The sequence below is a fragment of the Luteimonas arsenica genome, assembly GCF_004352825.1.
Classification (GTDB): domain Bacteria; phylum Pseudomonadota; class Gammaproteobacteria; order Xanthomonadales; family Xanthomonadaceae; genus Luteimonas; species Luteimonas arsenica.
In genome coordinates this window covers 135184-146998 of the sequence record NZ_SJRW01000002.1, presented here as the reverse complement: position 1 = coordinate 146998, position 11815 = coordinate 135184, and the positions used below count along the sequence as shown (strand labels likewise).

The window sequence follows — 11815 nt, the reverse complement described above, 5'->3', positions numbered from 1 at the left end:
GCCTCAGCCGTTCCAGACCTGGTCCGAGGCCTTCGCCGGCTGCGCGGCGTTGCGCAGGCGGCCACGGAACGCGACCAGCAGGCCGAGCAGCAGCACCACGCCGGCGGCGATCGCCAGCGCAGTCGGGCTGATCGCCGACAGGGCCGGGCCCTGCGGCTTGCGCGCCGGCATCGCCGGCGCCTCTGCGAACTTCACCGTGACCTTGTTGAGATCGACCAGGCCGGGCACCGCGTCCTTGATCAGGAGCTTGATGTCGGCCTCGCGATCGCGCGCGCTGGCACCCGGCGCCTCGAAGATCGCGACCGACGCCGAGGAGTCCTGGCTGGACCCGCCCAGCGGATCGCGCTCGGCCAGGGTGACGTGCACGCGCGCGTCGACCACGCCCGGGAAGCGGGTCAGGGTGTCGGCCAGTTCCTGCTGCAGGCTGCACTGCTCGCGGCCGCGCTCCTCGGTGGACGAGGACGCGAAGCCTTCCTTCTTGAACACGTCACAGGTGTTGGCGAACTGCGCGCGCGGCAGGCCGTGCGCGCCGAGCACCTGCATGGCATACGGGAAGTCGGACGTCGCCACCCGCACCTCCCAGCCCACCTTCGACGGCGACGGGTTCTTGTCGGCGTCGATACCCGCGGCGATGAGCACGCCCATGATCTGGTTGGCCTGGCCCTCGTCGAGCTGGCTGTACAGGGGCTTGCCGCCGCAGGCGGCGAGCAGCGCGGCGGCTGCGAACGCGAACAGCGTCGCGCGCAGCGGCCGCGACCATCGGAGGAACTTCATGGAGTGTTCCCCCCGGTCAGGACTGCTGCCGGAACAGCTGCTGGATGCCGTCCGACGTGCGGTTGGCGACGTTCGACGTCAGCTCGGCCTGGAACAGGAACTGATGGCACTTCATCGTCATTTCCATCATCTGTCCGGGCGTGAGCTCGGCGACGTTGCCGCTCATGCTCCGCGAGATCGCGTTGATGTTGTCGGCACCGGTGTTGAGGTTGTTGATGGCCGAGATCAGCGCACGGGTGCCCTCGGACGGCGGCGCCGGCGCGAGGTCGACCGGTGCCGGCGCGGACGCCTGCTGCGGTGCGACGCCGCCGGTGCGCTCGAGCGCGGCGGCGAAATCGCGGATGTCGTAGGGCGTGGCCTGCGACAGGCCGCCCGCCCCCGCGCCCGGCGTACCGGCCTGCCCGGCCATCGCCGGGTCCATGGCCGCCACCTGGATGGCTTCGATCATGTCTATCTCCCTTATGCAGCGCGTTTAGTTGCGCTTGCCCAGCGTTTCCAGCGCCTGGCCCACGCTGTTCTGCGAGGTGGAGGCGTTGTTCGACATGAACTGCATCTTCAGGCTCGCGGCGGTCAGCTGGACCATGTCCGAGGGCTGGTCGTTGCCGTTGCTGATGGCGGAGGACATGTCGGTGATGACGGCGGCCTGCGAATCCAGGGTCTGGCCCCAGGCGCGGGACATGGCTTCGTACCAGCTGCCGCGGTCACCGGCGGACGAACCGCCACGGATGCCGCCCGCGCCACCGGTGGCCGCGGCGCCTGCGATGAACTGGCCCAGTCCGACGTTACTTGCTGCGATGTTGGTCATGGTTCTCTCCTTCTTCTCTGCTTGGTCGTTGGTTGTACTGCGTTACAGGCGCAGGGGCGCTGCCTCGCTGCGCACGTTGGAAAAATCCTTCGGTTCCACTTCGTTCTCGCCTGTGGACGGCGCCGGCTCCGGCTTCAGCCGCTCCAGGCTGCCGTCGGCGCGCAACGCGTGCGCCGAGTTCTCGGTGATCGACACCAGGGTGCCGATGCCCGGGAGGTCCGCGCCGACCTCGTAGCGGTCGCCCTTGCCGGACACCACGTGCGGATTGTCGCCGCGCACGATGGAGGCGATGCGGATGCGCACGGGCTTCGGCGGAGCGGCAGGCTGCTGGCGGCGGGCAACGGCGGCCTCCGACACGTTCACCGGGATCAGCCGCGCCACGCCCTTGACCTCGCGCATCGCGCGCGAGAGCGAGGCGGCCTTGAGCGCGGCTTCGTCGTCGAAGCTGCCGGCGATCTCGACGTCACCGTTGCCCAGGTAGCGGGTGCGCGCGCGGATGCCCTGGCCGCGCAGGATCTCGGCGACGTCGCCGGCGATGTCGTCGCCGGTGCGCAGTTCGAGCCGGGCGTCGATCTGTTCTTCCGCGAGCCGGCGCGCGATCCGCTCGCGGGTCGCGGTGTCGGGGACGGTGCCGTTGAGCACCAGGTGGCCGTTGAGGTCGAGGCGGGCCTGGCCGTCGTCGATGCCGTACTCGGGCACCAGCCGCTGCAGCTGTTCGAGCGGATCCGGCGTGGCTTCGCGCTGCGGCATCACGGCGGCGAAAATCGCCAGCGACGCCAGCGACAGCACCGCCACGCCCGCGACCAGCGGCAGGCGGCGAAGGTAGGGACGCGCGGGTGGCGAAGGTGCGGCGCGCGGGCCCAGCCCGCCGGGCACCAGCCGCTCCCAGCCGGCGTCGTCGGCGGCACCGAAGGCGATCGCGGACTCGCCGATGCCGACGCGCTGCACGCGATCGAGTTCGATCGGATCACCGGGATGGATCATCGCCGTGCCCACGTGCAGCGGCGCGTCCAGCGCGCGCAGCGAGAAGCGACCGTCGACGAAGCTCAGCAGCGCGTGGTGCGCGGCGACGCCAGCATCGGCAAGCACCATGTCGCAGTCGTCGCCGCTGCCGATCAGGATCATCTCGCTGCCGGCGAGGTCGCGCTCCGCACCGGCATGCAGGCCCGACACGACGCGCAGCACGATGCCGCGCTCTTCCGTCGTCGTCGTATCCCTGTCCCTGCCAGTACCCATGCGAGCCTCCGTCGTTCGAATCCTGCAGCTGCGTCGTTACCTTGCGGTGAATACCCCGTTCAGGCGTTGACCTGGCCGGCCTGCACGATGCGCAGGTCGGGGGCGAGTTCCTGGTACGAGAGCACCGGGAGCTCGAAGAAATCGATTTCCATCAGTTTGCGCAGGTGCCTGCGCACGTCCAGCGAGCACAGCAGCGCGGGACGCACCCCCGGCGCCTGCCGCGCCAGGTGCGCGCGCACCTCGTTGCCCAGCCGCGACGCGAGTTCGGGCGAGATCGCCAGCTGGCTGGCGCCGCCGGCCACGCGCACCGACTGGCGCAGCTTGTCCTCGAGTTCGGGATGGATCAGCAGCACGTGCAGCGTGCGCTCCGCATCCGCGTGCCGTTCGGCGATCTCGCGCTTGAGCGCGACGCGCACGTACTCGGTGAGCAGCACCACGTCCTTCTCGCGGCCACCGACATCGGTGATCGCCTCGAACACGTCGCGCAGGTTGCGGATCGGCACGCCTTCCTCGGCAAGCCGGCGCAGCACGTCGGCCACGCGCTGCGGCGCGACCACGCGCAGCATCTCCTTGACCAGGTCCGGGTAGTCGCGCTGCATGCGCGCGAACAGGTTGGCCGTCTCCTGGATGCCGATGAAGCCACCCATCCGGCGCTGCAGCGCGGACCGCGCGTGCGCGGCCAGCAGGTCGTCGGCCGCCAGCGCGCCCTCGCTGCCGGCGGCGACCCATTCGCCGGCCAGCGCCGGGAAGAAGCCGGTCTGGCGGTTGGCGTCGGTGGCGGGCGCCTGGCGGAAGGCGGCGTCGGTGCGCAGCTGTCCCGAGGCCAAGCGCGCTCCGAACGCGCTGAGCCGGTAGCCGCCCTCGTCCAGGCCGTCGACCACGCGCGCCTTCGGCGTCGGCAGCGGCACGCCGAACTCGTCGCGCATGCCCTTCGCCACCGCGGACACGCGGGCGAGCAGCGCGTCCTGGATCGGCGCCAGCGAGGGCGACAGGTCGAGCTGCAGCGGCGCCGGCGGCGCAAGGTCGTCGACCTGGGTGGGCAGTTCGGACTCGGCGACCTCGCCTTCGGGCACGCGGAAGGCGCGGCGCAGCACCTGGAAGCCGTGTCGGTAGCGCCAGGCGCTGATACCGATCAGGACCACGCCCAGGGTCAGGAACACCAGCTTCGGGAAGCCCGGCACCAGGGTCATCAGCAGCGCCAGGATGCCGGTGATCAGCATCACCCGCGGCTGGCCGCTGACCTGGCGGCCGATGGCGGCGCCCAGGTGCTTGTCGTCGACCTCGCTGGTGGTGCGCGTCACCACCAGGCCGGCGGCGATGGTGGCGAGGATCGCCGGGATCTGCGAAACCAGGCCGTCGCCGATGGTCAGGATACTGTAGGTGCGGGTGGCGTCGGCCAGCGCCATGTCCTTCTGCAGCACGCCGATGGCCAGGCCACCGAGCAGGTTGATGATGATGATGACGATGCCGGCGATGGCGTCGCCCTTGACGAACTTCATCGCGCCGTCGAGCGCGCCATGCAACTGGCTCTCGCTCTCCAGCAGGCGGCGCTTGCGCTTGGCCTCGTCCTTGTCGATCAGGCCCGAGCGCAGGTCGGAGTCGATCGAGAGCTGCTTGCCGGGCATGGCATCGAGGGTGAAGCGCGCCGAGACCTCGGCCACGCGCTCGGCGCCCTTGGCGATCACGATGAACTGGACCACGGTGATGATCATGAACACCACCAGGCCGACCACCAGGTTGCCGCCGGCCACCATGTCGCCGAAGGTCTCGACGATGTGGCCGCCCTCGGCGTCGAGCAGGATCGAGCGGGTGATCGCGATCGACAGCGCCAGCCGGAACAGGGTGGTCAGCAGCAGCACGCTGGGGAAACTGGAGAACGCCACCGGCGTGGGGATGTAGATCGCCAGCAGCAACAGGCCGAAGCCGATGGAGATGTTGACCGCGACCAGGGCGTCGATCACCACCAGCGGCAGCGGCAGGATCATCACGCTGATGATCAGGACCGCGGCGACGGCGAGCACGATGTCGCTGTAGCCGAGCTTGATGCGCCGGGTATTGGCCGGCGCCGCGAAGATGTTGCCGATCAGCGCGCGCATGCAGTCATGTCTCCCACGCAGGGGCGAGCGGCGGTATGCCCGCCACCTCCTGCCACACCCCCTGTATCGTCATCTGCTTGCCGCATCGATCGCTGACCTCATGCGTCACTTTATGGCAAATTACGATAGTCTCATTGCAAGAGCAATCGTGGGAAATTTCTGAGTCCGCGGTCGCTCTCCAGCGCCGGACAGGGTCTGGGGAGGTGGAGGCAAACGTCTGTAGTGAAACGGAAATTTTGCGGTAACAGGGAAACGTGACCGCGTTGGCTGTTTACCCGGCACCACCCTCGGGTTCACCCGGGCTTGCAACATCCTCCGCCTCCAGATCCGTGATGAACGTCACGGTTTGAGCGGCGACGCCCACGGTGAATACGCGACCCGACCGCGACTTCACCAGCACCAGGCGTTCACGCGGACCGAGCGGAAGGATCTGCAGGATCGACAGCGGAGCATCCGGGCCGGTCAGTCCATAGCGCTTGCGGACCAGGCGCAGGACGACCACCAGTCCGGCAATGATGAAGGCCAGAGGCAACACGATGGCCATCAGTTCCCCGGCAAGGGACGACGCCGCTGGAGCATCGGTTACGGCCTCCGCCGACACGGCGGTGCCACTTGTGAGGAGCAGGATGGCGGTGATGGCAGTCAGGGTTCGCTTGGACATGGCAGGAAGCTTCGGCCTCGGGGAACGCGCGGAAGGCGCGCGCGCAGCCTACCGCAGGCCGGTGGCCAGGCACCCGGCGGAGACGGCTGCGTGACCCCCGCGCGCGGATCCGGTGGCCGCCGACGCGCGGCCGGGGGCGACAGCGACGCCGTGACCGCCCTGCTCGAGGCCATTCCCTTCCCCTGCGCCGCATTCTCCCGCGGTGGCAGCCTGGCCGCCGCCAACGACGCCTATCGCGAAGCCTTCGCGGGTCTCGACGGCCATGACGACCGCACGCGCCTGCTGGCCTCGCTCGATGGCGGCGACGGCGACGACGGCGACGCCACCGCCCCGCGCGAGGTCAACGCGCCGCACAGCAACCGCTGGTACGCCCTGCACTGGGGCCGGGCCGAGGTCGAAGGCACCGCGCTCGACCTGCTGACCGCGGTCGACATAAGCGCCCGCATCGAAGCCCTGGATTCGCACAAGAGCCAGCAGGAGAAACTGCTGTTCACTTCCCGCCTGATGTCGGTGGGCGAGATGGCGGCGACCCTGGCCCACGAGCTCAACCAGCCGCTTTCGGCGATCGTGAACTACCTCAACGGCAGCCTGCGCCTGGTCGACCAGGCCGGCGGCCCGGTGCAGGTCGAGCGCGCCCTGGTCGCCGCGCGCACCCAGGCCGAGCACGCCGCGGCGGTGATCTCCCGCGTCCGCGAATTCGTCCGCGCGCGCGAGCCGCGGCGCGACGCCCACGACGTGGCCGAGATCACCCACACCGTGGTCGAGCTGCTGCGCCTGGAGGCCGAGCGCCAGCAGCTGCGCATCGAGCTCGCGCTCGCCCCCGGCCTGCCGGCAGTGCATGCCGACCGGGTGATGGTCGAACAGGTGCTGCTCAACCTGGTCAAGAACGCGATCGAAGCCATGCGCGAGGTGCCTGCGGCGCAGCGCGGCCTGCGCATCGAGGGCCGGGTGAACCTGGACGGCGAAGTCGAGGTCCGCGTCTGCGACCGCGGCGAGGGCCTGAGCGAGGAGCAGGGCAAGCAGCTGTTCTCGCCTTTCTTCACCACCAAGAGCGACGGCCTGGGCATCGGTCTGGCGATCTGCCGCTCGATCATCGAGTACCACGAGGGGCGGCTGTTCTTCGAGCCGCGCGAAGGCGGCGGCAGCGTGTTCGGCTTCACCCTGCCGCCCTCGGAAGACGGGGGGAATGGGACATGACGGTGACACGCGTCTACCTGGTGGACGACAACGACGGATTCCGCGATTCGACCGCCTGGCTGCTGGAAACGTCCGGCTTCGAGGTCGAAAGCTTCGACTCCGGCCCGGCCTTCCTGGAGGCTTACGCCGGCCATCGCCACGGCGACGCCAGCGAATGCCTGGTATCGGACATCCGCATGCCGGAGATGAGCGGGCTGCAGCTGCAGGATGAGCTCGGGCGCCGCGGCATCAAGCTGCCGCTGGTGTTCGTGACCGCGCACGGCGACGTACCGCTGGCGGTCGAGGCCATGCGCAAGGGCGCGTCGAACTTCCTCGAGAAGCCGTTCTCGGAGGAGGCACTGGTCGATGCGCTGCGCACCGCCCTGGCCCGGGCCGGCAACCGCGGCGGCACCGGCGGCATGGCCAACGAGCTGCTGGCGAAGCTGAGCCCGCGCGAACGCCAGGTGCTGGACCTGGTGGTGGCGAGCAAGCCGAACAAGATCATTGCCGACATCCTCGGCATCAGCATCAAGACCGTTGAATTGCACAGGGCCAACATGATGAGCAAGCTGGGCGTGCGCTCCCTGCCGGAGCTGATGAAGGTGGCGCTTGGCCACGGCTGAGCGCGGCGCGCGCGCAGACAAGCCCCGGCGCGCGCGCGTGGCCGAGGCGTCGAGCGTGGCCGTTCCAGCGGCGCGTCCGCTGCGGGGGCTGCTGCCCGAGGTCGACGCGCCGGCCTGCGAGGCGCTGCGCCAGTTCTTCTCGTTGCCGCGCTGGTGGCTGCTGGGCGACGGCGCCGCGGTGCAGGCGTCGCCCGCCGCCGCGCCGTCGGCGGCCTTCGCCATCGATGCCGAAGGCACGCGGCTGGCGCTGCACGTCGACGGGCCCGCCATGGCCGGCGACGACGAGGCGCGCCTGCGCTGGAGCGACCACGGCGGGCGCTCGCGCGTGCTTGCCTGGAGCCTGGCGCAGGAAACCACCCTGCGCCGGCTGAGCGAATGGCTGGGCGCGTCGCTGCTGCCGGTGCTCGACAACGAGGCCGAGGCGGCGGGTGCGGACGACGCGCCCTCGCTGTGGCTCGCGGTGCGCATCGAGGATGCGCCAGCCGAGGCCGGCCACGATCCCGCCGCCACGCCCCCGCCCGCGGCCACGCACGCACGGCTGCGCCTCCCGGCCACCTGGCTGCAGCGCCTGGCCGCGCGCGCCGAACCCCTGCACGAGGACGACCCGCTTCCCGACGCCGGGCGCTGGCGCGACTGGCCGGTGCAGGTCTCGCTGCTGTTCCCCATCCCGCTGGCCCAGCGCGACTGGCGCGCGCTGCGCCCCGGCGACGTGATCGTCGCCGGCCACCGCTCGCAGCCGCCCGCCTGCATTGCCCGGGCCGCCGGGCGCGACTGGCCGCTGGCCCCGGTGGCCGGCGGCTGGGCCGTGAACGGCACTCCCTTGAACACCCCTGTCCACAACGAGGACTCCCCCATGAGCGAACAGGAACCCGACGGCGGCGCCACGCCCGAATCCCCCCACCCACCCCCGCCCGCGCCCGACCCCGCGCGCAGCCTGCCGGTCCATGTCGAGTTCGAACTCGGCCGCACGGAAATGAGCGTGGGCGAGATCGCCGACCTGCAGCCGGGCTACGTGTTCCCGCTGGCGGCCGCGCTGGAGGGCAGCAACGTCACCATCCGCGCCAACGGCCGCGTCGCCGGTCGCGGCGAGCTGGTCGCCGTCGGCGACACCCTGGGCGTGCGCCTGCTGTCCTGGAGCTGATGGATGGACTTCACCACCTTCTCGCCGGCGGTCGTCCTCGTCACCGTCGTCTTCATCGCGCTGGCGCCGTTCGTGGCGGTGATGGTGACCTCGTTCACCAAGATCGTGGTGGTGCTGAGCCTGCTGCGCAACGCGCTGGGCCTGCAGCAGGTGCCGCCGAACGTGGTCATCAACGGCCTGGCGATCGTGCTGTCGGCCTACGTGATGTCGCCGGTGATCCTGGACACGCACGCGGCGGTCAGCGCCTACATGGCGGGACAGCCACCGCCGCCGCAGATCCAGGCCCAGATCGAGGCGCGCGCGGTCGCGCGCGCCGAGCGTATCGCGGCGCGCCGCGCCGCCGCACCCACCGCACCGGACGAGACCCCAGCGGAGGATGCCCCCGGAGCGGCCGTCGACGAACCGCCACCCGCGAGCCCTGCCGCGGCCGACGCGCTGCGCGCCGAGGCCGAGGCCCTGTCCGCGGGGGCGAGCGGTGGCGAGGCCGCCGATCCGGCCGGTCCGGGTCCGCAGCGCGCACCGCAGTTCGCGAACGTCAGCAACGGCGTCGAACCGCCCGCGGATGAAGGCGACGCCGCGACGACCGGCGGCCGCGACGAGGGCCCGATCGTGATCACCGCCACTGGCAGCCCCGCGCCACCGACGCCCGCGGCCGGCGCGCCGATGGACGCCGTGCGCATGCTCGGCATCTTCGAGGCCGGCAAGGAACCGCTGCGCAACTTCCTGATCAACCACTCCAACGACAAGGAACGCGCCTTCTTCCTGAGGAGCGCGCAGCGCCTGCTGCCCGCAGACCACCGCGACGACCTCGACGTCGACGACTTCATCGTGGTGATCCCGGCATTCACCGTCAGCGAACTCACCACCGCCTTCCAGATCGGCTTCCTGATCTTCCTGCCGTTCCTGATCATCGACCTGGTGGTGGCCAACATCCTGCTGGCGCTGGGCATGATGATGCTCTCGCCGACCACGGTGTCGCTGCCGTTCAAGCTGCTGCTGTTCGTGCTGGTCGACGGCTGGGCCAAGCTGGTCCACGGCCTCGTCCTGACCTACGGGGGCGGATGAGGTGAACGAGGTCCTCGAGCTCACCAAGGAAGCCCTGTTCCTGGTCATGCTGCTGTCGGGGCCGCCGATCGCGGCCGCCGCGCTGATCGGCCTGGTGATCGCCTTCCTGCAGGCCGCCACCCAGCTGCAGGAGCAGACGTTCGCCTATGCCTGCAAGTTCCTGGCGATCGTGCTGATGCTGTTCGTGACCGCGGCGCTGATCGGCGGCTCGCTGTACGGCTACACCGAGCGCATCTTCCGCGATTTCCCGGGCCTGGTGCGGCAGTAGCCCGTGTTCGACTTCCTCGGCAACCCGCTGCTGGCGCTGGCGCTGGTGCTGCCGCGGGTCATCGGCGCCTTCCTGATGCTGCCGCTGATGACCCAGCAGACGGTGCCGCCGATGGTGCGCAACAGCTTCATGGTCAGCCTCGGCATCATGATCCTGCCGATGGCCCTGGTCGGGCTGCCGCCGATGGAGAACCTGGGCGCGATCGAATGGCCGCTGATCGTGCTCAAGGAAGTCTTCATCGGGGTCGCGATCGGCTTCTGCTTCGGCATCGTGTTCTGGGCCGTGGCCGCGGTGGGCAGCGTCATCGACACCCAGGTGGGCATGTCGATGGCGCAGATCTTCGACCCCATCCAGGGCCACCAGGTCACCCTGCACGGCGAATTCCTGTCGCAGCTGGCCACCTGGCTGTTCATGGCCAGCGGCGCTTTCCTGGTGTTCCTCGACCTGCTGATGGGCAGCTACCTGCTGTGGCCGGTGACGTCCTACTTCCCGGACCTGCCCGCGGTGGGCATGAACCTGTTCGTGGGCCAGTTCGATTTCATGATGACCACGGTGCTGGTGATGGCGGCGCCGGTGATGGTGATCCTGCTCATCATCGACCTGTCCTTCGGCCTGGTGAACCGCTACGCGCCGCAGCTCAACGTGTTCGCGTTGACCCTGCCGATCAAGGCCTGGCTGGCGACCGCGCTGATCCTGCTGCTGATCGGCGTGTACGTCGAGATCCTGCTCGAGCGCCTGGGCAGCAACCGCTTCCTGCTGGGCCTGATACGGCAGGCGCTGGGCTGATCAGCCGTCGTCGCCGCGGCGGATGCCCTCGGCCCAGAACAGCACCTCGGCCACGGCGTCGAAGAACTCGCTGCCGATGTAATCATCCACCTCGACCTTCTCGTGCAGCCCGCGCGCCAGCGGGATGTTCTGCAGCACCGGCACGCCGGACTCCTCGGCCACGCGCTTGATCTCCTCGGCGGTGGCGCCCTCGCCCTTGGCGACGACCACCGGCAGGTCGGTGACCCCGTCCTCGAACTGCAGCGCGACAGCGATGTGGGTTGGATTGGTCACGACGACATTCGACCCCCGGACGGCATTGAGCATGTTCTGCTGCGACCACTCCTGGTGCAACTGCTTGCGCCGCTGCTTCACGTAGGGGTCGCCCTCGTTCTCCTTGACCTCCTGCTTGATGTCGCGGCGGCTCATGCGCAGCTGCTTGAGGTAGGAGAACTTCTGGTACCAGGCATCGAGCACGGAAACGAAGAAGAACACGCCGATGGTCCAGATGCCGATGCGCACCAGGCCGTGCCAGATGGCCGTGCCCATCGCCTCCGGTGGCGCGTGCGGCAGCATCAGCAGGCTGTGGCGCATGCCGTAGAGCACGAAGCCGCCGATGAAGATCAGGCCGGCGCTCTTGAAGAAGGCCTTCACCAGTTCGACCAGGTTGTCCATCGAGAACATCTTCTTGATGCCCTCGACCGGGTTCATCTTCGACATGTCCGGGGTGAGCTTCTTCATGCTCGCCACCGGGCCGACCTGGAGGAACTCCACGATCAGGCCGAGGAACACGGCCAGCAGCAGCAGCGGCACGCTCAGCGCCACCAGGGTCCAGAAGGCCGCCATGCCGACTTCGGGCAGGGCCTCCATGAACGGCCGGCCCATGGACGCGAGGCTGGTGTCGAACAGCGCGCGCATGCGGTCCCACATGAAGCCGAGCAGCATCCAGCCGCCCACCAGCCAGCCCAGCACGAGCACGGTGCTGGTCAGCTCCCTGCTCTTGCTGACGTTGGCGTCCTTGCGCGCGTCGCGCAGCTTCTTCTGGGTCGGCTGCTCGGTCTTGTCGGCGCCCTGGTCCTTGGCCATCGGGTGCTCCGCCTGAATCTCCCGGGCACGCTAACATGGCCGTGTGGAGGGTCTGCAGCCACCGGGCGGCGGTGCCGCAGCGGCCGCGGGGCCGACAGGCCACTCCAGGCTGAACAGCC

General features: G+C 69.7%; 13 protein-coding genes. 6 read left to right on the top strand and 7 right to left on the bottom strand.

Annotation, left to right across the window (positions count from 1 at the left end; translation table 11 throughout):
* Positions 1–3: 3 nt before the first annotated feature.
* From E2170_RS08145 to E2170_RS08120, 6 genes are all read right to left on the bottom strand, one after another.
* Positions 4–774, bottom strand: coding sequence for an EscJ/YscJ/HrcJ family type III secretion inner membrane ring protein (locus tag E2170_RS08145; protein ID WP_133000188.1), 771 nt, complete (start codon positions 772–774; stop codon positions 4–6).
* 16 nt (positions 775–790) lie between these two features.
* Complete coding sequence (locus E2170_RS08140; protein ID WP_133000187.1) at positions 791–1222, bottom strand: hypothetical protein; 432 nt, start codon at positions 1220–1222, stop codon at positions 791–793.
* A 24-nt stretch (positions 1223–1246) separates the two neighbouring features.
* A complete protein-coding gene (locus E2170_RS08135; RefSeq protein WP_207914953.1) occupies positions 1247–1579 on the bottom strand; it encodes a hypothetical protein in 333 nt (110 codons plus the stop codon).
* A 42-nt stretch (positions 1580–1621) separates the two neighbouring features.
* Entirely contained in the window at positions 1622–2815 is a 1194-nt protein-coding gene (locus E2170_RS08130) for an FHA domain-containing protein (RefSeq protein WP_133000186.1), read from the bottom strand.
* Positions 2816–2874: 59 nt separating this feature from the next.
* Positions 2875–4911 (bottom strand): type III secretion system export apparatus subunit SctV, encoded by a 2037-nt coding sequence (gene sctV, locus E2170_RS08125; protein ID WP_133000185.1) that lies wholly within the window; start codon positions 4909–4911, stop codon positions 2875–2877.
* Positions 4912–5182: 271 nt separating this feature from the next.
* Entirely contained in the window at positions 5183–5572 is a 390-nt protein-coding gene (locus E2170_RS08120) for a FliO/MopB family protein (RefSeq protein WP_133000184.1), read from the bottom strand.
* 90 nt (positions 5573–5662) lie between these two features.
* Between E2170_RS08120 and E2170_RS08115 the strand changes: the two genes are divergently transcribed.
* From E2170_RS08115 to sctT, 6 genes are read left to right on the top strand one after another with little or no spacing between them, the layout of a single operon-like run.
* A complete protein-coding gene (locus E2170_RS08115; RefSeq protein ID WP_133000183.1) occupies positions 5663–6769 on the top strand; it encodes a sensor histidine kinase in 1107 nt (368 codons plus the stop codon).
* Positions 6766–7371: a response regulator transcription factor gene (locus E2170_RS14150; RefSeq protein WP_133000182.1), complete on the top strand. Its 606-nt coding sequence runs from the start codon at positions 6766–6768 to the stop codon at positions 7369–7371. The genes E2170_RS08115 and E2170_RS14150 overlap by 4 nt, the downstream gene beginning before the upstream one ends.
* A complete protein-coding gene (gene sctQ / locus E2170_RS08105) occupies positions 7358–8512 on the top strand; it encodes a type III secretion system cytoplasmic ring protein SctQ (RefSeq protein WP_133000181.1) in 1155 nt (384 codons plus the stop codon). Before E2170_RS14150 ends, sctQ begins: the two co-directional genes overlap by 14 nt.
* A 3-nt stretch (positions 8513–8515) precedes the next feature.
* Positions 8516–9577 (top strand): EscR/YscR/HrcR family type III secretion system export apparatus protein, encoded by a 1062-nt coding sequence (locus tag E2170_RS14145; RefSeq protein ID WP_279432864.1) that lies wholly within the window; start codon positions 8516–8518, stop codon positions 9575–9577.
* A gap of 1 nt (position 9578) precedes the next feature.
* Positions 9579–9845, top strand: a complete 267-nt coding sequence (gene sctS, locus E2170_RS08090) for a type III secretion system export apparatus subunit SctS (protein ID WP_207914952.1) — start codon at positions 9579–9581, stop codon at positions 9843–9845.
* A 3-nt stretch (positions 9846–9848) separates the two neighbouring features.
* Entirely contained in the window at positions 9849–10631 is a 783-nt protein-coding gene (gene sctT, locus E2170_RS08085; protein ID WP_133000180.1) for a type III secretion system export apparatus subunit SctT, read from the top strand.
* Here the strand turns inward: sctT and sctU are convergent, their stop codons facing one another.
* Positions 10632–11696, bottom strand: a complete 1065-nt coding sequence (sctU, locus tag E2170_RS08080; protein WP_133000179.1) for a type III secretion system export apparatus subunit SctU — start codon at positions 11694–11696, stop codon at positions 10632–10634.
* Positions 11697–11815: the final 119 nt, after the last annotated feature.

Coding starts and splice junctions, on each gene's coding strand:
- E2170_RS08145 (WP_133000188.1), bottom strand. CDS start 774: ATGAAGTTCCTCCGATGGTCGCGGCCGCTGCGCGCGACGCTGTTCGCG.
- sctV (WP_133000185.1), bottom strand. CDS start 4,911: ATGCGCGCGCTGATCGGCAACATCTTCGCGGCGCCGGCCAATACCCGG.
- E2170_RS08130 (WP_133000186.1), bottom strand. CDS start 2,815: ATGGGTACTGGCAGGGACAGGGATACGACGACGACGGAAGAGCGCGGC.
- E2170_RS14150 (WP_133000182.1), top strand. CDS start 6,766: ATGACGGTGACACGCGTCTACCTGGTGGACGACAACGACGGATTCCGC.
- E2170_RS08140 (WP_133000187.1), bottom strand. CDS start 1,222: ATGATCGAAGCCATCCAGGTGGCGGCCATGGACCCGGCGATGGCCGGG.
- E2170_RS14145 (WP_279432864.1), top strand. CDS start 8,516: ATGGACTTCACCACCTTCTCGCCGGCGGTCGTCCTCGTCACCGTCGTC.
- E2170_RS08120 (WP_133000184.1), bottom strand. CDS start 5,572: ATGTCCAAGCGAACCCTGACTGCCATCACCGCCATCCTGCTCCTCACA.
- sctU (WP_133000179.1), bottom strand. CDS start 11,696: ATGGCCAAGGACCAGGGCGCCGACAAGACCGAGCAGCCGACCCAGAAG.
- E2170_RS08135 (WP_207914953.1), bottom strand. CDS start 1,579: ATGACCAACATCGCAGCAAGTAACGTCGGACTGGGCCAGTTCATCGCA.